The following is a 21,100-nucleotide window of genomic DNA, read 5'->3' on the forward strand; positions in this document are numbered from 1 at the left end:
TTAAGAAACCAGCCGGTATCAGGAAGCTCTGGGCGGGGCGGGTTATTTAACCCGCCCCAAACGTTTAACTTACTTTAGTCACGGTTGAATCGTCCAGGACCTCGTTGACCCGCTTTTGCATAGCGACTTGCGGCTACTTGCGCCGCGGCTCCGCCAAAGTCTGCCCGCCCTCGGGCCGAATGGCTCTTTTCGCGCCGAGGGCGGCGCTCCTACGCAAAGCACCGTCTTGCCTTCGGATGTTGAGCCGCGTGAAGCGCATCAAAAGCCGGTGCGCTTCCTATCGTCAGCACACCCTACCAACATCCGTGAGATGGATCAGGCGCAGCGGAAAGGAGTTCACATCATCATCATGCCTGGCATATTTGTTGTTAATTTTCTGCTTGGCCACTCATTCATTTAATGAGGGAGCCCTGGCCTCAGGGCGATGACGGTTGACACCCCTCAGACGAATGAACGGTCGCAGTTGATCGTGCAGCTATCAGGCGATCTTGACGCGTTGGCCGCTGGCGGCCGATTCCAAGACGGCGACGATAGTGCGACAGTTATCTTGGGCATCGGTCAGCGATAAGGCCGGGGCTTTACCGTTCAGCACACAATCGCTGAAATGTTCTATTTCCAGGCGAAAATGGCTGGCCGGTGTTAATTTTTCTTCATCTTGGCGGCCATCTTCGGTCCACCAGGAAATGACCGGCGTATCTTCCGGCATCGCCCAGACATTATGGCATTTCAAACCGCCTTCGGTGCCGATGATTTCATATTCGCTGCGGCGGGCGCGTTCGAAACTGAAATCGAACTGGGCGTATTTGCCGTCGCCGAAATCCAATACGCCGCTGTTGCTGACATCGGCGCCGCTGTCTACGTATTTTGCCATCGCGGTGGCGGCAAGCGGAGGATGGTCGAAAAACATTCGCGCGCTATGAATCGCGTAACAGCCGATATCCCACATCGCACCGCCGCCGTTTTCGACATCGTTTTCGATGCGATATAGCCGAGCCGGCTTCATCATGAAGGAGAAACAGGTGCGCACGCTACGAATCTCGCCGATCAGGCCGGAATCAATCAGCTCCTTGACCCGGCCATGTTGAGGATGAAAGCGATACATAAAACCTTCCATGACCGTGACGCGATGTTTGGCGGCGGCCGCTTCAATCGCCTCGATATCGGTCGGTTTCAAGGCCAATGGTTTTTCACAGAGTACATGTTTGCCTTGTTCGATGGCGCGCAGCGCCCACTCGGCGTGTTCATGATTGGCCATCGGCAGATAAACCGCCTGTATGTCGGGGTCGTTCAGCAAGAGTTCCGGATCATCATAGGTTTTGACATCCTGCTGTTCAGGGGCGTATTGCGCCAGCGTCTCGGCTGCGGCGCCGGGGCGCCGGCTGGCAATGGCCATTAGTCGGCTGTTGCCGGCTTCAACGATGGCCGGCAACAGTTTCTGATTGATGCGGGCCGCACCGAGAATTCCCCAACGCAGTTTTGATGATTCATTCATACCATTTACCTTATTCAAGCTTTAATTATGGGTTCTGGCCAATTACAGTAACGACACTTGCGCATAAAGTCTAGGAAGACAAGGGGGCATGAGCGTTGCGTCTCCTGTGGTTGGCGGCATTCTTGCCAGGTTTATGACGCGTTGATTTGCCGATAGATTTCATTGAGTCGGGGCGTTTCCAGTCCGGCTTCTCGGGCATAGTGCAAGGCGCGTTCCAAGCGCAGTTTGGCGCTGCGGCCGAGACAGTTTCGGTCGGGACAATCCTCTATGCCTTCGACCATACCGGCAATCAGCTTTTCCGTCGGCAGTTCGCGCTCGGTCAACCATTCCAGTATACCGACCGCTTCTGTCGCCACTTCCCTGGCTAGGGCGCGATGGTGTCGCCATAGCTCCCCGACCGTGCCGCCGCAGGCCAGTCCGCAAATATTGACGGTTAAAATATAGAGGGATTTACGCAGCAGTTGATAGAGCAATTCGTCTTCGTTTTCCACGCATCGGTTGGGAATCTTTATGGCATCCAATGCCTCCATCAACAGGGCGGCCCGAGGACCGTAAACCGGCGTATAAAGGATATTAGTCAGCGCCAGTGTCGGTTTTTTTTCAAACCAGACCACGGCAACGGTCGGGTCACTGATGGCATGGCGTTGCCAATGGCGGGGCAGCAATTCGTTTTGCACCAGTCCGACTTTATCGCGCCAAGATTCCGGCAGTTTCGCCAATACGCCGTCGAGTTCATTTTCCTGTACCGTAATCAATACCAAGCCTGGTGACGGTAATTGGTTCGCCACGGCGCTGAGATCTGTTTTCCGGGTGATGGGGTAAACCGGGCGCCCGCAGCGTAAAAAACCGCGCGCAAATTCCCCTCCTAATTCTCCGATGCCGATTAATACGATGGGTGCTTTCATGGTCTCGCCGGAATCACTCACTGATCTTTAATTATTGCAACAAGTTTCGATACGAAATGGACCTATACTCTATTTTCAGTTATGGCTAAATGCAACTATTTTTGATCTTTCCGGAATAAGTCGGGATATTTATCGCGTATTCGTTAAAATAACTAATTTTCCGTTTATTAAACAGGCAAAGACGGTTCTAGCAATATTTATGTATAAAGAAATTTCAGCGATCGATGACTTGGCGGAACGTTTTTCCGGTCCTTATCAGGACTTGATGAAACAGGCATTGGCCTTGGTCGATGAGGTTAAACGCCCTAAGTTCAATCGGCGACCCAGAGGCCCTGAAGTGGCGTTGATTCTGGCCGGCTTTCATGTTGACGCGGAGACCCTGTTAGCGGCTGTGTTGTCGGATCCGCTTTTTAATGATGTGCGGCCCGATTTCGATTTTAAGGCGCATTTCGGCGAAACTGTCGCAGCGCTGGTCAAGGATGTCATTGGCTTGAACCGCTTGAAGGTTTATTCGACCGAAATGGCGGATCAGCCTAATCAGGCGGAAATTTTGCGTAGAATGTTGTTTTCGGTAATCAAGGATGTCAGGGCGGTATTGGTCAAGTTGGCTTACCGTGTTCATCGCTTGCGTCATATCGCCGGGGAAGAGTATGAGGTTAGACGTTATATCGCTCGGGAAACGTTGGATATTTATGCGCCGATCGCTAATCGGCTCGGCGTCAGTCAGTTGAAGTGGGAGTTGGAGGATTTGGCGTTTCGATATCTGCAGCCCCAAAGCTATCTGCAACTGGTGAAATCGCTGACTGAAACACGGGTGCAAAGGGAAGATTGCATTGCCCGCTTCATTGCCGAATTAGAGGGGATCTTGGAGCGGGAACAGATCAGCGCCGAAATCGCCGGCAGACCCAAACATTTGTATAGCATCTGGAAAAAGATGCAGCGTAAGCAGCTGGACATAGACGAACTTTATGATCTGTTGGCGGTGCGGGTGATCGTGGATAAGTTGACCACATGCTATGCAGTCTTGGGGATGGTTCACGAACGCTGGCAATATATCCCCAAGGAATTCGATGATTATATCGCCAATCCGAAGCCTAACGGTTATCAGTCGTTGCACACCGTCGTCCTGGACCAACAGGGGCATCGCATTGAAGTGCAAATACGGACTCGGAGTATGCATGAGTTTGCCGAGCTGGGGGTCGCGGCTCACTGGCGCTACAAGGAAGGCGGCCATCATAGCGCCGCCGTGGACAAGAATATCGCGTCGCTGAGAAAGTTGCTCGATGATCGGGACGGTGATGAGCAGTTGCTGGCAGGCTTTAAAACCGAAATGTTTGGCGATCGAGTCTATGTGTTGACCCCGGCCGGCAAGCTGATTGATCTAATCAAGGGAGCGACGCCGCTGGATTTCGCCTATGCGATTCATACCGAAGTCGGTCATCGTTGCCGCGGCGCCAAGGTCAATGGGCGTATCGTGCCGTTGACATATCCGTTAAAGACCGGGGAACGGGTGGAGATCTTAACCGCGAAAGAAGGAGGGCCTAACCGGCAATGGATAGATCCTCACCTGGGCTATCTAAAGACGCCCCGCGCCGTCGGCAAGGTGAAGAGCTGGATAAAACAACAGAGTTTCGACAAAAATCTGGCCGCGGGACGGAAAATTATCGATAAGCTGTTTCAGCAACTGGGGCGCAGTCATGAAGATATCGCCCAATTGCTAGATAACTTTAAATTGGCCGATGAAGATAAATTGTTGGTTGCCGTCGGTCGCGGCGACATCACTCCGCAGCAATTGCAAAATGTCTTTAAGAAACCGGCCAGGACGGTTTCTCGCGCAAAAGCAAAGACCGTGAAATCGGAAATTTTGGTGGACGGGATCAATAATGTCGCGACTACGTTAGCGCATTGTTGTGAGCCGGAAATCGGCGATGACATTATCGGCTTTATTACCCATCACAAAGGCATTACCATTCATAAGCGCGATTGCGAAAATATCGTCCATTTGTCGGAGCAGGAACGCACGCAATTGATCGACGTCAGTTGGCGCAAGGAAACTTGAGCGGACAGGGTGTCGCTCGCTGACGTCATCTGGGAATCGATCCGGCTGTCAGGACGGCGACATGAATATAGGGCGATAAGGCGCGGAGTAAATCATGACAATTCGAAGCTCTTTCAAGCCGGCCTGGTGGCTGCGCAATGCTCATTTGCAAACAGTGTATCCGGCCTTGTTGCGGAGGGAGTCGATATCGCACTCTTTGCAGCGGGAAAGATTACCAACCCCGGATGGTGATTTTGTCGATATCGATTGGTGCGGCGAAGGCCCGGGGGCGCTGGTGATGCTGTTGCATGGTCTGACCGGTAGTTCCCGTTCCGGTTATATTCAGGGGCTGCAGAAGGCTTTATGGCATCAAGGCATACGCAGTGTTGCGCTCAATTTTCGTGGCTGCAGCGGCGAACCGAACCGTCTGGCGAGAGGTTACCATTCCGGCGATACCGGGGATATCGATTTTGTCTATCGCACCGTGCGGCGACGAGAACCGGACACGAAACTGGCCGCCGTCGGTTTTTCGTTGGGTGGCAATGCGCTGCTGAAATGGCTGGGAGAGCGGGGAGCGAAGCTGAATCTGTCCGCCGCGGCCGCGATCTGTGTACCGCTGCAACTCGACATTTGTGCGACGACTATGGACCGGGGCGTTAGCAGAATCTATCGCGATAGACTGATCCGCGATTTAAAAGCCTATATACACGACAAACATCAATACTTAATCAGGGCCGGCAATATCCGCGAGGCCGAAAAGATTGCCCGGCTGGGTGATTTATCGAAGATCCGTTCATTTTGGCAATATGACGACCAAGTTGTCGCCGCATTGCATGGTTTTAACAGCGCAACGCATTATTACCGGGTATCCAGCTCACGTCAGTATCTTAAAAATATCGCCATTCCTACCCTATTGATACAGGACCTGGATGATCCGTTCATGACGCCCGAGGTGCTGCCCGGGAACGATGAAATGTCCGCCTGTATCCGGCTCGAAACGACGCAAGGGGGCGGTCATGTCGGCTTTGTCTGCGGCCATAATCCATGTAAACCGGATTACTGGCTGGAGCGACGGATTCCGGAATTTTTGTATCAGCAAGGAGTCCGATGATTTATTGCTTGTGTTAACCAGCTAATGGGGAGAAATGTATGTCCAAATTTTTATTGATAGGGCTCTGCTTGCTTAGCGCGCCTGTGCTCTATGCAGACTGTCAACCCCAGCGGGTTAAATTGCAGGTGCTCGGTTCAGGTGGTCCGGAATTGAGCGATCAACGTGCGTCCAGCTCTTATTTGATCTGGTTGGATGATAAAGCTATCGTGCTCGTCGATGCCGGTTCCGGCAGCTCATTGAACTACGAGAAAAGCGCCGCTAAGTTGAACGATTTACAAGTGATGCTTTTTTCCCACCTTCATGTCGATCACAGCGCCGATTTTCCGGCGTTTATCAAGGCGTTTTACTTCAGCGGCCGAGACCATGATTTGCCGGTTTACGGCCCGGCGGGCAATCGGGTGATGCCGGCTACCGTAGCGTTTGTTAACGGCCTGCTGGGCCGGCAAGGTGTTTATCGTTATCTCAATGAATATTTGAACGAGAAGCAAGCGAGTCGTTACAAGATTCATCCGCACGATATTTCCCTTGAGCACAAACGCCCGCAGCAGGTTTATCACAATGATGAGTTTAAGTTGTCCGCCGTGCCGGTGCATCATGGTCCGATTCCGACGTTGGCCTGGCGCGTCGAGGTGGCCGGTTGCGCATTGACCTTTTCCGGCGACACTAGCAACCGTTATCGAACCTTGGCTGATTTGGCCAAAAAATCGGATCTATTGATCGCCCACCATGCCATTCCTGAACAGACTACTGGCGCGGGACGAGCCTTACACATGCCGCCTTCGGAAATCGGCAAGATCGCGGCGCAAGCCGAGGTTCACAAGGTGATCTTGTCGCATCGCATGAATCGCACGCTAGGAAAGGAAGCGGAGACGCTCGCGTTGATCCGGAAAAATTATCAGGGTCCCGTCGCTTTCGCCGAGGATGGGGATATTTTTAAGCCGGCAGAGATTGACCACTAGCTACTAGTCAGGCGGCTATTCGAGATGAAGTCGACCAGTTTGACGGTAATCCTCGTGTCGCCGAATGTAGCAATTCCCAGGTTGAGTATTTTTACGGTGCTTAGGGCATCAGGTATGTCTGTCGAGGAACGCCGTTCACCCAGCACCTAATTATCCTGGAATGTAAAATATAGTCCTGTAGCCATGGAATTTAGGTGCTGGGTGGGGGCTTGACGGCCGCATCCTTGCCGCCGACATCCTCACCAAACACACCCCACGCCCTTTTTGAACGCCAACTTGATGAATTGCTGCGCCGAATGCCGGCCACAGGCAACGGCTGGTAAGCTTGTTATCAGAGGAATTGCGATAACCATACTCTCAGGATGTATAAAAAATAGACAATTTGCTTGTATTAAATTGTGACAGAGAGGATACTGACAGCCTAACCATCTATAAATCATGAGGTTAGTGAGAGTGTAAATATAATTATTATAAAAACTTGGTGATTAAGAGGAGGTCGTCATGATCAACTTAGAAATCGTAGTTACACTTGTCGCCATGTTGGTGGCTTTTTTCATTGTCATGTATTTTCTGCAAAAGGGCAGCACTAGGAAAAGGCGAATCAAACAGGATTTAGAGACGCTGGAATTAGCTAGACAACTGAAGTGCGATACCAGAAAACCTGAAAATCTGACCGCCCTGGGACTGCAGCCTTTTCATATCAAATCGGAGAAAGCTTCCGCGATTCACCGTGAAGGCAGGACAGCGTACCTCTTTGCCGCGCTTATCTTCTGCGCCTTTTTGGCATGGGGCATCTATCTGATGAACCTACAGCTGGTCGAGGCGGCCTTCTTGACATTAGGATTCGCGATAGTCTGCGTCTTTGCGATGCTTTATGCAAAAAGAAAAATTCTGCAAGCCAGAACGGCTAACGCTCAGTTACAGGCTGAGTTGGAGCGCTATGAAAACACATTGACCGAACCCACGGAAATAGCGACACCTAAAGTCGAAGCGACCGAACAAGTCTCGCCTACAGCAGTCATAACTTCAAAACCGGCAGCCGTGGAGTCCAGCGACATCCCTTTATGTAATTTATATCAGGTGGCGAGCGGCTATGATCTCGTTCCGGAAGATTCGACCTTGAAGCGTCATTTTGTCTCTAGTTTAGTGGTCGAGATCGTAAGTAGCTTGCCTCCCAGACCGACCGATTCGATATTGAAACGACATCATGACGCGTTGATATTCAGCGAGTTTGAGCAACGTTTACAGACTTTATCGCAAGAACCGGCAGTGGAGGCGGTCGTATCGTCAGTTGCCGTGCAACCACGCGCGACTAAACAGCCGCCTGCCGTGGCTGTTCCCGAAGACTCGATGTTGAGGCGCCATTTTCTCTCCCAGCTGCGCCGAGAAATCGAAGCGGGTTTCGGTTCCAGACCTACCGATTCAACATTGAAACGACATTATGACGCGATGGTCGATGCCGAGTACGAAACGCGGATTCAAGCGCTGCTTTTCGCTTCCTCTGCTGAAAATGATGTAGCGGAGGAGCCGGTCCAGAAACTTCCTGAAGACTCGATGCTGAGAAGGCATTTTCTGGCCGAATTGCAGGCAAGAATTGCGGCCAAGTTGCCGCCTCGTCCAAGTGACTTCAATTTACAGCGCCATTACAATGCGATGATTCAGGAAAGATTTAACAGAGAAATAGAGCAACATTATCACTAGTCGGCATCCGCCAAGAAAGCTTCATTAAACCCCATGGATGGGGTAACTCGACAGGCATTCCCGATGCCCGAAATAAAGTAAAAAATACTCAAACTGAGCATTCGAGAGATTTATCATATCCGGTATAAGTCGTTGACAGCGGGGATATTCTATGACGGGATAGTCAAAAATACTTTACATCTAAATAATAATTGTTATCATTTGTATGAGCTTTGTTATTAGAGGTGTTCCATGTACGTTTGTGTTTGTAAAGCCGTCACAGATAATCAACTGCAAGCAGCGATGAATGAAGGGCTGTGTTCCCGTCGTCAGTTATTCGAGAGTTTCGGGGTGGGCAGCGCTTGCGGAAAATGCAATAAAGAGATCCGAGAGTTGATAAATCAACAGACTGAGCATAAGCTCACAATAGCGGTTAATGAATTAGTCGCTTAATGGTAACTGCTCGCCCCACTTATCGAACGCGGCAGGGCCGATTTTTGCTTCTCGGCAATTGCTCCTGCATTGCTCTAATACATGCCATCCTTGGCATTATTGGCAATTGCTCCTGCATTGCTCTAATACATGCCAACCTTGGCATTATGGAAAAATCGGCATTTCCGCCATCCATGGCGGTCAGCATGTAGGGTGGATAAGCCTGAAGGGCGCATCCACCAAAGCCGATCCGGTGGATGCGCTCCGCTTATCCACCCTACGAATGGGGGGTGAGTAGTTAGTGCGGCCAGGCAAGGTCGTTTATTCCAGCGGGCGAGAATCCCGTCCCAGAAGGCCGGTCAGCCACTGGGTAGAGTCTTTGGGTCGGCGGGGGTAACCCCAAAGATTAAGCACAAAGCAACTCAAGACAACAGGCCGTAAGCGAAAGCTGAAGTGATTGAGCCTCGAAAGCAGAGACAAGAGAGGGATGACGTAGTTAACTATGCGGAAATCAACACAGAGTGAGGCGTCATGACAAGTCTTACTCTGCCTCTCCGGGGTCGAAGAGCATGGCATGTTGGACACCGGGAATAAACGGCAACCTGGGAGAACCTATCAGGCCTCACAAGGAAGCGAGTATGTCGGACAAGCGATCATAAAGTAAGAAAGACAAATGCCTATAGGTAGTCGGATAACGGTGTAGTACCGATGAACGCGGGTAATGCTGCGGGAGGGAAGACCGTTACATTAAGAAACAACGTTAAGGAGACATACCGAACGTGCCCAGAAACGAAGAAACGGTAACCACGAAACTGCAACGTATAGCGGAGAAAGCCCGTAACGAACCGAACTGTCAGTTCACCAGCTTGTTTCATCTGATGACAGTGGAAATGTTATGGGGATGCTTTGACGCGCTGAGGAATCATGCTGCGTCAGGTATTGATGGAGTCACCAAGCAACAGTACGAGAACAACTTACTGGAAAACCTTCAGCAGCTAGTTGGTAAACTGCACCGAATGGCCTACATACCCCAACCGGTGCAACGGGTTTACATCCCCAAGCCCGGGACTGATAAGTTAAGGCCCTTAGGGATACCGGCGCTGGAAGACAAACTGGTGCAAGCCGGGCTGGTCAAAATCTTACAGGCTATCTATGAGCAAGACTTTATAGACGACTCGTATGGATTCAGGCCGGGTAAAGCTGTCATGATGCGCTGCGAGCGTTAAGCCAAACAGTCGAAAATCGACCGATAAACCACATTGTGGAAGCCGATATAAAGGCTTTTTCGATACGGTTGACCAAGAGCAGCTGATGACTTTTCTCGCGCATCGTATCGCCGACAAACGCGTATTGCGCTACATCAAACGCTTCTTGAAAGCGGGTATCGTCGAAGACGGACAGTTTAAAGCCAGTGAAACAGGTACGCCGCAAGGTGGCGTGATATCGCCCTTGCTAGCTAATCTCTATTTGCACTACAGCCTAGACTTGTGGATGACCCGCAAGTTTGCGAAAAGCTGCGGTGGAGTCGCCCGAATGATACGCTATGCGGACGACTTTGTCGTCTGCTTCCAGCAGGAAGCGGATGCCAAACGATTCCGGAACGAGCTAGAAGCACGGCTCGCCCTGTTTGAGCTGACGTTAGCACCGGAGAAAACGCAATGCATTGAATTTGGCCCGTTAGCGGTCAAACGTGCGAGAGCGCGTGGCGAAAAGGCGGCGACCTTTGATTTTCTGGGGTTTACCCATTACTGTTCACGGACGCGAGACGGAAAACGCTTTCGGATGAAGCGGAAGACGATCGGTAAACGCCTAACGGCGAAGCTGAAAGCCTACCGTGCATGGCTTAAGGCAAACCGAAACCTGCCGACCGCCGAAATACTCAAGCGAACCGCCCGCAAACTGCGAGGCCATTACGGCTACTATGGCGTCACCGATAACAGTCGAGGAATAAACCTGTACTTTTATCAAGTGCAACGCATTCTACACAAATGGCTGAATCGGCGAGGTCGGAGAAACTGCTGTAGTTGGGCAAAGTTTGCTCTATTGTTAGCGCGTTTTCCACTGCCGAAACCTAAAATCTTGGTGAATCTATTCTGAATCCGTGAATAGGGTTCTTAATGAGGAGCCGTGTGCGTAAATAGCGCAAGCACGGTTCTGTGAGGGGCTTGGTAACAATTGATGAAATAACAAACTATTTGCAATCACGTAGTAGCCGCGTGCGGCGGGGCGTTCCAGAGAAGCATGGCAAGTACGATGTTATTTGGTCGAAAGAAACCGGTCTACTCAACCGCTTAATGTATCAACAACTCTGGAGATGGGAATGAAAGGTGACAGCAAAGTCATAGCATTTTTAAATCAGGCGCTGGAAAACGAACTGACCGCAATCAATCAATATTTTTTACACGCCAGGATGTACAAAAACTGGGGCTTCGAGAAACTCAATGAGAAGGAATATCATGAGTCTATCGATGAAATGAAGCATGCAGATCAGTTGATCGAACGCATCCTGTTTCTCGAAGGTTTGCCGAATCTGCAAAGCCTCGGCAAATTAATGATAGGCGAGAATCCGGAGGAAATGTTGAGTTGCGACCTGAAACTGGAGCAAAAAGCGTTGCCCTTGTTAAGAGAAGCGATTGAATATTGCGAAGCCGTCAAGGATTATATCTCCAGAGATATCTTTACGCATATTCTCGAAAGTGAGGAAGAGCATCTCGATTGGTTGGAAACTCAACTGGAATTGATCGATAAAATCGGCATCGAAAATTATCTGCAATCGCAGATGTAAAGCACCGACAGCATAGTCGGAGTATAGCGCTCGGATCAGTCTGTCTTCGCAAATCCGGAAGCTACCGGCTGGCAACAATAACATCATGAAGCCCTATAAGAACATTGTTGCCTTTATCGTCATCAATTATTTGTTATTCGGGATTTTTTTATATTGTTTTCAGCATGCTTTTCTTTACTATCCAACTCCGTTGGTGAAAAATCATGGCCTGATCGAAACGGACTTCCGAATTAACGGCGACATCATCAAGACCTTTGTCGTCAACCCAGGACATGACGCTGCGGTCCTGTATTTTGGCGGGAATGCCGAGTCGGTGGGCTACAATGCCCATTATTTCAAGGCCTCCTTACCCGAACGCAGCGTTTATTTAATCAATTACAGAGGATATGGCGGCAGCACCGGTCAACCCAGCGAGGCGGCCTTATATAGCGACGCGTTGCATATTTATGATGAACTGGCACGACGGCATGCTAGTATTGCCGTGATCGGCCGGAGTTTAGGCAGCGCCGTCGCCACCTATCTGGCGGCGGAGCGAAATATCGAGAAACTGGTGCTAGTGACGCCCTTCGACAGCATCGAACAGGTCGCACAAAAGAAATTTCCGGTCTATCCGATATCATGGATACTGACCGACAAATATGACTCATTAGCAAGGGCCGCAAGGATCAACGCCGATGTCTTGATATTGGTGGCCGGCAATGACCGGATTATACGGCCTTGTCATTCCTATCATTTAATCGCGGCTTTTCCGGATCCACAGGTCGATGTGCATGTGCTGTCCGACAGCAATCATAACTCCATCTCCCGTCGAGGCGAATATTATCGGTTGATAGCGGAATTCCTGGACAAACGCTGAATAAAATTCATCCCTGGATTTCTCTCATGGTTGGCGGACAGCTTTTGGCTGTCCCAATTTAATCAGCCCTTGCTTAGCGACATCATCAAAACGTATTTCAGCATTAAAAATTAACCGGCATAAATGACAGTCTTTTATTGCGTATAGGCGGAATCACGGTGTATTGTTGGATAAGATTATTTTGTGTGGAGACTGCAACATGGCCGATTCAAAAAAAGATGATTTCTTGACCTATCTTAAGGCCTTCTTTGCCAATGTTTATCAGTTGCTGAAGAAGGCATTTACAAGGCTGGATAATAGCTTGTCAAAGAAAGAAGCCGATTATGATATCAATCAGCCGACCGAGGAAAAATCATCGAAACCGGGAAACTGGCGCTGGGTTGCGATTGCCTTGGGCGTTATCTTGTTGCTGTCCATATTTGACAACGCCGCGGAATTGAGGCATGAAGAAATTCCCTATAGCCAGTTTCTGAAAGCGGTCAAGGAAAATCAGGTGGATAATGTCGTCGTCACCGAAAAATATATGATCGGTAAGCTGAAAGACGGTGAACAATTCATGACGTTTCCGTTGTGGAATGAGGAGTTGGCCGATTTGATGGAGAAGCATGACGTTGAATATGTGGTCAGAAGCGGTGAAAGCTGGCTGGGCAATATTATTTTCAACTGGGTGGTGCCGATGGTGATCCTGGTGTTTATCTGGTCCTGGTTTTTTCGTCGCACCGCGGCTGGACCCGGACGCGATTTTCTAAACATCGGCAATAAGATACGCATCCATCCCGATACCGGCTCCAAAGTCACCTTCGACGACGTGGCTGGCGCCGAAAGCGCCAAGCAGGAGCTGAAAGAAACCATCGATTTTCTCAAGGCTCCGGAAAGAATCCAGAAACTGGGCGGACGCATGCCTAAGGGCGTGCTGTTGGTCGGTTCGCCGGGAACCGGCAAGACACTGTTGGCGAGGGCGGTGTCCGGAGAGGCCGGGGTGCCGTTTTTTAATATCAGCGGATCCGAATTTATCGAACTGTTCGTTGGTGTTGGCGCTGCGAGGGTCAGAGAGCTGTTCGTACAAGCGAGACAAAAAGCCCCTTGTATTATCTTCATCGATGAGCTCGACGCGATCGGACGTACACGCGGCGGTCCTGTGGTGATGGGAGGGCATGATGAACGCGAACAAACCCTGAACCAGTTATTGACCGAGATGGATGGTTTCGATCCCTCTTCCGGAGTCGTCGTGATGGCGGCTACCAACCGGCCTGAGGTGTTAGATACGGCTTTGCTGCGCGCCGGCCGTTTCGATCGGCGTATTGTTGTCGACAAGCCTGATTTACAGGATCGTATCGAAATCCTGAAACTGCATTGCAAACAACTGACCATGGCCGAGGATATTGATTTGTCGGTTATCGGGAAACGCACGCCGGGCCTGGTCGGCGCCGATTTGGCCAATATCGCCAATGAAGCGGCGATTATCGCCACCCGCCACAATCAGGATAAAGTCACGATGGCCAACTTTGAGGCCGCGATCGATAGGGTGCTGACCGGTCCGGAGAAGAAAGGCCGGGCCTTGAGCGTCGAGGAAAAACGCCGGGTGGCTTATCATGAGGCCGGCCACGCCCTGGTTGCGGAAAAGGTTCCGACCGGTCAACCGGTGCATAAAATTTCCATCATTCCCCGAGGTGTGTCGGCATTGGGCTTTACTTTGCAACTGCCGGTCGAGGAAAAATTCCTGTCTACCGAGGAAGAGCTGAAAGATCAACTGGCGATCTTGTTAGGAGGACGCAGCGCCGAGGCGATTGTGTTGGGCGCTATTTCCACCGGTGCGCAAAACGATTTGGAAAAAGCCACCGAAATCGCCCGCAACATGGTTTGTTATCTGGGCATGAGTAAAAAACTGGGAGCCTTAGTCTATGGCAGGCGTCAGCAGCTGCAGTTTTTGCCGACCGAAGAGGCCGAGCAACGGAACTACAGCGATGAAACGGCCCGTTTGATCGATAACGAAATCAAGGCGCTGATCGACGAGGCGGAGAAAAGAGCCCAAGGCATACTGACCCGGCAACGTGCGTTGCTTGACCGATTAGCCGAGCTGCTGCAGGAAAAAGAAGTGATAGGCAGAGAAGAGTTGACCGAGTTGCTGAAATAAGCGGCGCGTTGATGACTCGCGCCGGAGTAAATGAGTAGGATTATCAGCGTCACCGCGAATACCGCGATCGATTTCTTTATCGAAGTCGAAGGACTGTGCCGCCAGGATAACATTCAGGCCCGCAGCAGTCGCGAATTTGCCTGCGGCAAGGGGATTAATGTCGCCCGCGGGCTGGCGTCGTTGCAGACACCGGTGACTTGTGTAGGGTTCGTCGGTCGCCAGTCTTGGCAAGTTTTTAGCGAACTCATTTCGGCCGGATTGAATGTCGATTTCACCGCCGTCGATGGCAAAACCCGCACCAATATCACCTTGTCCGATGCGGCGGAACGGCGGGAAACGCATATCAGAACAGCCGGATTCTGTGTGAGCGCTGACGATTGTCGGCTACTGAGCGCAAAGCTGGATGATATGCTTGCGGCCGGAGACCTGCTGATTTTGTCGGGCAGTTTGCCTGGCGGCGCCGATGATTTGTATCGAAGTTTGATCGAATTGTGTCACGCTAAAGGCGTGATGGCGTTTTTGGATAGCAGCGGCAACGGTTTGCGGACGGGGTTAGCGGCCAAGCCTTATTTGATCAAACCGAATCTGCCTGAGCTCGAAGAAATTGCTGGCGAATCGTTGGTCGATGAACAAGCGATCGTCGCCGCCGCGCGCAGAATTGTAGAGCAAGGCGTAGACTGGGTTTGTGTCTCTCGCGGCGACCAAGGTCTGGTGGTCGTGGGCCGCGAAGTGTCGTTGGCCGCCTGCGTTCAGTCCTTGCCTGGCGATGTGGTCAGTCACATCGGCTGTGGCGATGCGCTGGTGGCGGGGCTGGCGGCGGCGACTTTGCACGGAAAACCGTTGGAGGAAGTCGTCAAAACGGCGGTGTCCTGCGCGACGGGCAATCTGTTTTCCAGCGAGCCGGGCGGATTTTCCCAATCGTTGCAACAGGCTATCGAGGCGCAAGTCGACATCCGCAGTTTGGCGCCGCTTTGCTGCTGAGGTCATTCAATCGACGAAGGAGGGCTGATGAACATCTTACTGGTGCAACACGGCAAATGTTTTGCCAAAGAGGCCGATCCGGACAGAAGCCTGACGGTCCAAGGCCGGGAAGAAGTTATCAAGGTGGCGGGGCAGGCGGTTGAGGCACAGATAGAAGTCGGCGCCATATTTCATAGCGGTAAGCTACGCGCCTTGCAAACGGCCGAGCTATTTGCGCAGCATCTTAACGTCGACCGGATGGAAGCGATTGACGGCATTGCGCCATTGGACGATGTCGAGGTCTTCGCACAACATTTTCAATGGCCCGATCAAGCGATGCTGGTCGGTCATTTGCCTTTCATGGCGCGTTTGGCCGCCTATTTGTTGACCGGCCGTGCCGAGCCAGCCATCATTAAGTTTCAGCATGGAGGCATCGTCTGTCTTGAGCAAAACGAGTATCCACATTGGGCGCTAAAGTGGACGATGATGCCGCTGATCGATTAAGGAACGAGTATGAAATAACTTTTCCAAATGTCGGAAGAGGAATCGGTGGCTCGATTGACAGGTGTCGGCGGCAGGGATAGCCGCCGTCAAGCCTACACGGATGTATTCACGGCGTTCTGTCAAGCGAGTTACCGAACCTCCACAAAGCCTACTGTTTCGGGAAGTTATTTTTGCATATTCCTAAGTCATACACGGAGCCGACCGATGCAAATGATCGAAATTAGCAGTCATCAACGCGAGCAGCTGATTGATATTACCGAACAAGTGAAAGCCTGGTTGCGCCACAGCAGCATACGCAACGGCCTGGTCAATGTTTATGCTCAGGGGGCGACGGCGGCCATCATGATACAAGAAAATTGGGATGACAGCGTACAGGCCGATGTCGTCGATCTGCTGCGAAAGCTCATTCCTAGGGGCGTTTGGTTACATGATCGCCAGGGACGGCAACGGCGATTCTCATTTGAAAGCGGGCTTGGTAGGGCCGTCGGAAACCATCCCGATCATCGATGGAGAATTGGGCTTGTCGACTTGGCAGAATATCTTTTTTTGTGAATTCGACGGTCCGCGCAGTTCGCGAAAGATAGTCTGTACCGTGATGACGGCGTAAGCGGGTAATGAGTCCGGCCTGTATTTAGTCAGGCATGCGCGGGTCGAGAAATCATCAGGTGGAATTTTCTGCCGCGGAAAATGAATGAGGTCATTGCAATGTCGGAACAATTATGCGCGCTTTATCCCCATTTCAGTGAGCGAGTTTCTTTGTGCGGTCTCTATTTGGCTCATCGCTTGCAGAGACAGGGCGGCGCCGAGACTCCTTTCGTTTACGCCAATTTCCTGTCCAGCCTGGACGGCCGCATCGCCATCGAAGACAGCGGACAAAACACTCCGCCTTATATTCCCAAACATATCACCACGGCTTCGGATTTCAGCCTGTTCATGGAATTGCATGCCCAGGCTGATTGTCTGATCACTCATGGCGGCTATATGCGCGCGCTAAGCGAGCAAAGACTGGGAAACATTCTCCAGGTCAATAAAGCCGATCTGGCCGAATGGCGCCGCAGCAACGGACTGAAAGCACAGCCGGCGGTGATTATCGCCAGCGCCAGCCTGGAGTTTCCGATGCATGCCAGTCTTAGCGAACATCGGCAGCAGGTTTATATCGCCACCGGAAAAAAAGCCGATGCGGGGCGAGTTCGCCAATGGCAGGAACAGGGTTACCCCGTGTTGTTCAGCGGCGAGCAGCAGATGGTGCAGGGACAGGCGTTAATCGGGCAACTGAAAAAGTTGGGCTATCGAAGCATTTATTTGATTGCGGGACCGAAAATGCTGGATACGATGGTCAGAGAACGGCAATTGTCGCGCCTCTATCTGACGCTGACTCATCAACTGATCGGCGGTCTGGATTTTCGCACCTTATTGACCGGTCCGGCGTTGGCCGGGCAGGGCGATATGATATTGAAGTCGTTATATTACCAGCAGGACACGCCCGCCGGTTCCGGGCAGTTTTTCCTGCAATTCGATCTGTAAGGCCAATAAAAAAATTCGGCGTTTGTTCGCGGGAGAAGACATATGAAACAATGGGTTTGCGAAACGTGCGGCTACAACATGATCGGTGAACAGCCCGAGCACTGTCCGTTTTGTGGCGCCGATAGGGATCATTTCATCAGCTGGGAGCAGGCGGAAAAAACCTACCGGGTTTGCGCCTATCCCGTCAACGCAGACGTGACTCAGCTTATTTCCGAACCCCGCCTGGGACTGGAGCATGCCGCCTATCGGGTCGAAACCAAACAGGGAACGGTATGGATCGACTGCCCTTCGGCCTTTAATCGAACGCTGGAGCCGGTACAGGCGATTTTATTCACTCATCCGCATTTCATGGGAGCTTCCAACCAATACCGCGAGCTTTGGCAGGCAACCGTGTATCTGCATGCTCTGGATGCGGAGAATCCCTTGGCTAAACCATTCCCGGTCGACAAGCGTTTCAGCGACGATTTTGTTTTTGCAGGCATAGAGGCCTATCACATCGGCGGACATACACCCGGCTTCACCCTGTATATTTATCAGGATGTTTTGTTTATTTGCGATTACGCCTTTCCGCCCGGTTCGTCGATGCGCTTGAATCCATTCGGGCCTGAACGCGAAACCAGGCAGGGCGCACAAATTATCCTGAAGCTGATCAAGTCGAGGCCGCTGAAGACGGTTTGCGGCTATAACTATTGTTGCGATTTTAAGCCGTGGCTTGACGATTTCCGGCGCCTCGTTGACTAGCGACTATGAACCCTGATTTAGCGACGTGGTCTCTTTGATAAAAATGGCTATATAAACCCCAGGTTACCTGAAACAGAGGGGTGGGGTAGGGTGTGCTGACGATACAGCAATGTCATCAGTTTGAGTATTTTTGCAGGGTTTAGGGCATGGGGTGTGTCTGTCGAGGAGCGCCGTTCACCCAGCACCTAAATTATGCTTATAGTCCAGTAGCCATGGAATTTAGGTGCTGGGTAAACCCATCCCTGGGGGCTTGACGGCAGCATCCTTGCTGCCGACATCCACGCCAAACACACCCCATGCCCTTTTTGAACGCCAAAGTGGGAATTGCTGCTGATGATAGGAAGCGCACCGGTTTTTGATGCGCTTCACGCAGTTCGACACATCCGAAGGCAAGACGGTGCGTTGCGTAGGAGCTCCGCTTTCGGCGCGAAAAGAGCCATTCGGCCCGAGGGCGGGCCTCCTATAGGCAGACTTTGGCGGAGCCGCAGCGCAAGTAGCCGCATGTCGCTATGCGAAATGCAGGTCAACGAGGTCCTGAACGATTCAACCGTGACGTAATTATTCAGCGTATTTTTATCAGAGGGAGTAGGCTATTGATTTATCGGGCTGTCTGCAACAGGCAGATTTTTTGCTCCTGCAAAATCTGCATTTCCATCGTCCCTGACGGTCAGACGTTGCAGTCAGAGCTTACGCCGCACAGGGAAGTGCAAGTGCCGCGTGAGGCAGGATGCCGTTAGCTGCCATGGAAGTATTCACGCGTCCCGAGAAATCAATGGTCTACTCCCTAAACCCTGAAAGATACTGAATAGTTAGTGCGGCCACCGTGACTAGAGTAAGTTAAACGTTTGGGGCGGGTTAAATAACCCGCCCCGCCGAGAGGAATGACGCGATATTAACCAATGTGTTGGTTCAGGTATTTTTTAATGAGGGAGCCCTGGAGGTATTAACGCTGTATCTTGCAAGCCTGGCAGGAAACAACCAGCGGTAAGTTAATAGCCATTTTGATAAAAGGGTTTGTTGAGGGCGATATGGCTCAAGAACATGACAAAATTTGCGTATATTACGACGGCGCCTGTCCGCAATGCGTGCGTGACCGGGAGACCTATCGAAAGCTGGCCGGCAAGCAGGCTGAAGATGTGTGCTGGATAGACATCACCGGACAGGAACAAAAACTGCGGGAGATAGGCATCGATCCGGACAGGGCTTTGCAGGAATTGCATGTCAAGGATCAGGACGGACGCATTTTATCGGAATTGGATGCCTATATTCTGCTGATGAGCAAGACCCCGCTGTTGCGTCCTTTGGCCTGGCTGATAGGGCTGCCGTTGATTCGACCGTTACTGGCTTCGCTTTATCATCGACTGGTCAATAGCCGTTTGCGGCGTAGCGGAAGGTTGTAGGCCGAAAGCTAACAAGTCTGCCTTGGTGAGCCGCTTAAAGATTGTATTCACAGCGGGAAAAAAGCGTTATAGTCAAATTTCCATTAAACAAATTCAGGAGGCTATCATGACTGACAGCGGAATCGATAAAGACGCGGTGATTGAGGTATTGAATAAGATCCTGGAAACGGAACTGGCCGGCGTCGTACGTTACACTCATTATTCTCTGATGGTGTTTGGTTACAGCCGCATTCCGATAGTGTCCTGGATGCGCGGTCAGGCGACTGAATCGTTGAATCATGCGACTGAGGCCGGCGAAATGATTACGCACTTGGGCGGCCATCCCTCGTTGGGAATCGGACCGTTGCTGGAGACCCATCGTCACGATATCGGCGCGATACTGGAAGAATCGCTGGAGCATGAGTTGTTGGCCGTCGCCGAGTATAGGAATTTGCTGGAATTGACGATGGACCGCGATGTCATGTTGGAAGAATATGCCCGGCGCATGCTCGCGCTGGAAGAAACCCATTTGGGCGAGGTCCGCAAGATGCTGCAAAAGCCGGGTGGATGAATGCGAAGCTTGTCAGCGAAATTATCTGAGACCTTGTTCCTTCACTCTGACCCAGGCGCCGGATTCAAAATGGCCTAGGAACATCTTGCCGATATAGTAGACCAGTAAAGCGGAAATAGCGGGGCGCAACAACAGCGAGCCGGCGGCATTGGATACAGGCGTATAGCCTCGGATGTATTTCATCAGGTAGTGGTTGATCCACTCGGCATGAGCGCCGCCGAGGATGGCGGCGACGGTGATTTTGATTTGATGGTCGGAAAATGAAACGCCGTAAATTCGGCAGAGATCATGCAGCAGTTTCGTTAACAGTCCGGCTACGGCCAGCTGTCCGAATAAAGGTACAGGAATGAGGCCTGAGCCGCCGGCGAGTGCGGTATATTTATTGACCACCCGTTGAGCGCGCAAACCCTGGGCGGACAATTTTCTCTTCGGCAGTCGATGGGCTTTGGACAACGGGAGGGTTCGCTCAGACGGGCCGGTTGAGGACATCGCTTTCTCCTTTATCGATTCAGGGGCTAAACAAAGAGGTCTAACAATAGGTAACTATTCGCTTGGTATTGAGAAAATATTGCCTTAACTATCAGTTGCTTGCTCCAGAAGATGCCGTGAACCCAGCACCTAAATAAACGAAGATGATTTATCGCAGCCATTAGCCTATGGAATTTAGGTCTGGGTGAATACATCCCTATAGGCCTGGATGCGACATCCTTAGCAACTCTTCGTCTGTCATATCGGCCGCTGTTTCTAGGCTGAACACAAGGCCGGCGCGCCGGCTGAATCGTCTAACTTGATCACTGAGGAGGTCAACATGAATGAAGATATCCTGAATTTGGAAGTGAGAAAATATCTGAAGAAAGTCGGATTGACATCGCAACGGGAAATCGAACATGCGATCCTTAAGGCCATCGAAAACGGCAATTTGCAGGGCTCGGAAACCCTGCCCGTCAAGATGACGCTGGAGTTGCCCGATGTCGACCTTAAGTTGACTATCGAGGGTGATTTGGCGATGGATTAGCGCCGAGCCAGCGG

The 21,100-nt window shown here is 51.4% G+C and carries 21 protein-coding genes and 1 pseudogene; 19 read left to right on the forward strand and 3 right to left on the reverse strand.

Annotated features, from left to right (window positions below; genetic code table 11):
* Positions 1–478 precede the first annotated feature (478 nt).
* Both Q9L42_RS08630 and Q9L42_RS08635 read right to left on the reverse strand, forming a co-directional pair.
* The gene (locus Q9L42_RS08630; RefSeq protein WP_305908845.1) at positions 479–1,492 is read right to left on the reverse strand and encodes a Gfo/Idh/MocA family protein; all 1,014 of its coding nucleotides are present in this window, start codon (positions 1,490–1,492) and stop codon (positions 479–481) included.
* 131 nt (positions 1,493–1,623) lie between these two features.
* The gene (locus tag Q9L42_RS08635; RefSeq protein ID WP_349432633.1) at positions 1,624–2,397 is read right to left on the reverse strand and encodes a hypothetical protein; all 774 of its coding nucleotides are present in this window, start codon (positions 2,395–2,397) and stop codon (positions 1,624–1,626) included.
* Between the two features lie 199 nt (positions 2,398–2,596).
* Here Q9L42_RS08635 and Q9L42_RS08640 point away from each other — a divergent pair, with 199 nt between their 5' ends.
* The 18 genes and pseudogenes from Q9L42_RS08640 to Q9L42_RS08720 all read left to right on the forward strand — a co-directional run bounded on the left by Q9L42_RS08640 (position 2,597) and on the right by Q9L42_RS08720 (position 20,071).
* Positions 2,597–4,456: a RelA/SpoT family protein gene (locus Q9L42_RS08640; RefSeq protein ID WP_305908842.1), complete on the forward strand. Its 1,860-nt coding sequence runs from the start codon at positions 2,597–2,599 to the stop codon at positions 4,454–4,456.
* A gap of 94 nt (positions 4,457–4,550) precedes the next feature.
* Complete coding sequence (locus Q9L42_RS08645) at positions 4,551–5,546, forward strand: hydrolase (protein WP_305908841.1); 996 nt, start codon at positions 4,551–4,553, stop codon at positions 5,544–5,546.
* Positions 5,547–5,584: 38 nt separating this feature from the next.
* Positions 5,585–6,505 (forward strand): MBL fold metallo-hydrolase, encoded by a 921-nt coding sequence (locus Q9L42_RS08650; protein WP_305908840.1) that lies wholly within the window; start codon positions 5,585–5,587, stop codon positions 6,503–6,505.
* Between the two features lie 501 nt (positions 6,506–7,006).
* On the forward strand, positions 7,007–8,206 hold the full coding sequence (locus Q9L42_RS08655; RefSeq protein WP_305908839.1) for a hypothetical protein: 1,200 nt from the start codon (positions 7,007–7,009) through the stop codon (positions 8,204–8,206).
* Between the two features lie 231 nt (positions 8,207–8,437).
* On the forward strand, positions 8,438–8,638 hold the full coding sequence (locus Q9L42_RS08660; protein WP_305908838.1) for a (2Fe-2S)-binding protein: 201 nt from the start codon (positions 8,438–8,440) through the stop codon (positions 8,636–8,638).
* A gap of 758 nt (positions 8,639–9,396) precedes the next feature.
* Positions 9,397–9,843, forward strand: coding sequence for a hypothetical protein (locus Q9L42_RS08665; RefSeq protein WP_349432634.1), 447 nt, complete (start codon positions 9,397–9,399; stop codon positions 9,841–9,843).
* Positions 9,844–9,928: 85 nt separating this feature from the next.
* Complete coding sequence (locus Q9L42_RS08670) at positions 9,929–10,714, forward strand: reverse transcriptase domain-containing protein (RefSeq protein WP_349432635.1); 786 nt, start codon at positions 9,929–9,931, stop codon at positions 10,712–10,714.
* 223 nt (positions 10,715–10,937) lie between these two features.
* Positions 10,938–11,402: a bacterioferritin gene (gene bfr / locus Q9L42_RS08675; protein ID WP_305908837.1), complete on the forward strand. Its 465-nt coding sequence runs from the start codon at positions 10,938–10,940 to the stop codon at positions 11,400–11,402.
* Between the two features lie 85 nt (positions 11,403–11,487).
* Positions 11,488–12,258 (forward strand): alpha/beta hydrolase, encoded by a 771-nt coding sequence (locus Q9L42_RS08680; protein ID WP_305908836.1) that lies wholly within the window; start codon positions 11,488–11,490, stop codon positions 12,256–12,258.
* Between the two features lie 199 nt (positions 12,259–12,457).
* Complete coding sequence (ftsH, locus tag Q9L42_RS08685) at positions 12,458–14,392, forward strand: ATP-dependent zinc metalloprotease FtsH (RefSeq protein ID WP_349432636.1); 1,935 nt, start codon at positions 12,458–12,460, stop codon at positions 14,390–14,392.
* A gap of 30 nt (positions 14,393–14,422) precedes the next feature.
* A complete protein-coding gene (locus Q9L42_RS08690; RefSeq protein WP_305908835.1) occupies positions 14,423–15,373 on the forward strand; it encodes a 1-phosphofructokinase family hexose kinase in 951 nt (316 codons plus the stop codon).
* 27 nt (positions 15,374–15,400) lie between these two features.
* Positions 15,401–15,856, forward strand: coding sequence for a phosphohistidine phosphatase SixA (gene sixA / locus Q9L42_RS08695; protein WP_305908834.1), 456 nt, complete (start codon positions 15,401–15,403; stop codon positions 15,854–15,856).
* 210 nt (positions 15,857–16,066) lie between these two features.
* Positions 16,067–16,264: pseudogene (locus tag Q9L42_RS21455) on the forward strand (YjbQ family protein); the annotation flags it as partial.
* A gap of 19 nt (positions 16,265–16,283) precedes the next feature.
* Positions 16,284–16,463: a YjbQ family protein gene (locus Q9L42_RS21460; RefSeq protein WP_432648886.1), complete on the forward strand. Its 180-nt coding sequence runs from the start codon at positions 16,284–16,286 to the stop codon at positions 16,461–16,463.
* Between the two features lie 98 nt (positions 16,464–16,561).
* Positions 16,562–17,380, forward strand: a complete 819-nt coding sequence (locus tag Q9L42_RS08705) for a RibD family protein (RefSeq protein WP_349432637.1) — start codon at positions 16,562–16,564, stop codon at positions 17,378–17,380.
* A gap of 42 nt (positions 17,381–17,422) precedes the next feature.
* On the forward strand, positions 17,423–18,121 hold the full coding sequence (locus tag Q9L42_RS08710) for a rubredoxin-like domain-containing protein (RefSeq protein WP_305908830.1): 699 nt from the start codon (positions 17,423–17,425) through the stop codon (positions 18,119–18,121).
* Between the two features lie 1,028 nt (positions 18,122–19,149).
* The gene (locus tag Q9L42_RS08715; protein ID WP_305908829.1) at positions 19,150–19,521 is read left to right on the forward strand and encodes a thiol-disulfide oxidoreductase DCC family protein; all 372 of its coding nucleotides are present in this window, start codon (positions 19,150–19,152) and stop codon (positions 19,519–19,521) included.
* 106 nt (positions 19,522–19,627) lie between these two features.
* A complete protein-coding gene (locus tag Q9L42_RS08720) occupies positions 19,628–20,071 on the forward strand; it encodes a ferritin-like domain-containing protein (protein WP_305908828.1) in 444 nt (147 codons plus the stop codon).
* A gap of 21 nt (positions 20,072–20,092) precedes the next feature.
* On the opposite strand, the gene Q9L42_RS08725 is transcribed toward Q9L42_RS08720, so the two are convergent.
* Complete coding sequence (locus Q9L42_RS08725) at positions 20,093–20,560, reverse strand: hypothetical protein (protein WP_305908827.1); 468 nt, start codon at positions 20,558–20,560, stop codon at positions 20,093–20,095.
* 319 nt (positions 20,561–20,879) lie between these two features.
* Between Q9L42_RS08725 and Q9L42_RS08730 the strand changes: the two genes are divergently transcribed.
* A complete protein-coding gene (locus tag Q9L42_RS08730; protein ID WP_305908826.1) occupies positions 20,880–21,086 on the forward strand; it encodes a DUF6494 family protein in 207 nt (68 codons plus the stop codon).
* Positions 21,087–21,100: the final 14 nt, after the last annotated feature.

The sequence above is a fragment of the Methylomarinum sp. Ch1-1 genome (genome assembly GCF_030717995.2).
GTDB classification, from domain to species: Bacteria; Pseudomonadota; Gammaproteobacteria; order Methylococcales; family Methylomonadaceae; genus Methylomarinum; species Methylomarinum roseum.

What these genes read in the sequence shown, in the direction of transcription:
- Q9L42_RS08655 (WP_305908839.1), top strand. Translation starts at nt 7,007, where the DNA reads ATGATCAACTTAGAAATCGTAGTTACACTTGTCGCCATGTTGGTGGCT.
- ftsH (WP_349432636.1), top strand. Translation starts at nt 12,458, where the DNA reads ATGGCCGATTCAAAAAAAGATGATTTCTTGACCTATCTTAAGGCCTTC.
- Q9L42_RS08660 (WP_305908838.1), top strand. Translation starts at nt 8,438, where the DNA reads ATGTACGTTTGTGTTTGTAAAGCCGTCACAGATAATCAACTGCAAGCA.
- Q9L42_RS08725 (WP_305908827.1), bottom strand. Translation starts at nt 20,560, where the DNA reads ATGTCCTCAACCGGCCCGTCTGAGCGAACCCTCCCGTTGTCCAAAGCC.
- Q9L42_RS08650 (WP_305908840.1), top strand. Translation starts at nt 5,585, where the DNA reads ATGTCCAAATTTTTATTGATAGGGCTCTGCTTGCTTAGCGCGCCTGTG.
- Q9L42_RS08730 (WP_305908826.1), top strand. Translation starts at nt 20,880, where the DNA reads ATGAATGAAGATATCCTGAATTTGGAAGTGAGAAAATATCTGAAGAAA.
- Q9L42_RS08670 (WP_349432635.1), top strand. Translation starts at nt 9,929, where the DNA reads ATGACTTTTCTCGCGCATCGTATCGCCGACAAACGCGTATTGCGCTAC.
- Q9L42_RS08630 (WP_305908845.1), bottom strand. Translation starts at nt 1,492, where the DNA reads ATGAATGAATCATCAAAACTGCGTTGGGGAATTCTCGGTGCGGCCCGC.
- Q9L42_RS21460 (WP_432648886.1), top strand. Translation starts at nt 16,284, where the DNA reads ATGATCGCCAGGGACGGCAACGGCGATTCTCATTTGAAAGCGGGCTTG.
- bfr (WP_305908837.1), top strand. Translation starts at nt 10,938, where the DNA reads ATGAAAGGTGACAGCAAAGTCATAGCATTTTTAAATCAGGCGCTGGAA.
- Q9L42_RS08720 (WP_305908828.1), top strand. Translation starts at nt 19,628, where the DNA reads ATGACTGACAGCGGAATCGATAAAGACGCGGTGATTGAGGTATTGAAT.
- Q9L42_RS08680 (WP_305908836.1), top strand. Translation starts at nt 11,488, where the DNA reads ATGAAGCCCTATAAGAACATTGTTGCCTTTATCGTCATCAATTATTTG.
- Q9L42_RS08640 (WP_305908842.1), top strand. Translation starts at nt 2,597, where the DNA reads ATGTATAAAGAAATTTCAGCGATCGATGACTTGGCGGAACGTTTTTCC.
- Q9L42_RS08710 (WP_305908830.1), top strand. Translation starts at nt 17,423, where the DNA reads ATGAAACAATGGGTTTGCGAAACGTGCGGCTACAACATGATCGGTGAA.
- Q9L42_RS08690 (WP_305908835.1), top strand. Translation starts at nt 14,423, where the DNA reads ATGAGTAGGATTATCAGCGTCACCGCGAATACCGCGATCGATTTCTTT.
- Q9L42_RS08635 (WP_349432633.1), bottom strand. Translation starts at nt 2,397, where the DNA reads ATGAAAGCACCCATCGTATTAATCGGCATCGGAGAATTAGGAGGGGAA.
- Q9L42_RS08705 (WP_349432637.1), top strand. Translation starts at nt 16,562, where the DNA reads ATGTCGGAACAATTATGCGCGCTTTATCCCCATTTCAGTGAGCGAGTT.
- Q9L42_RS08715 (WP_305908829.1), top strand. Translation starts at nt 19,150, where the DNA reads ATGGCTCAAGAACATGACAAAATTTGCGTATATTACGACGGCGCCTGT.
- sixA (WP_305908834.1), top strand. Translation starts at nt 15,401, where the DNA reads ATGAACATCTTACTGGTGCAACACGGCAAATGTTTTGCCAAAGAGGCC.
- Q9L42_RS08645 (WP_305908841.1), top strand. Translation starts at nt 4,551, where the DNA reads ATGACAATTCGAAGCTCTTTCAAGCCGGCCTGGTGGCTGCGCAATGCT.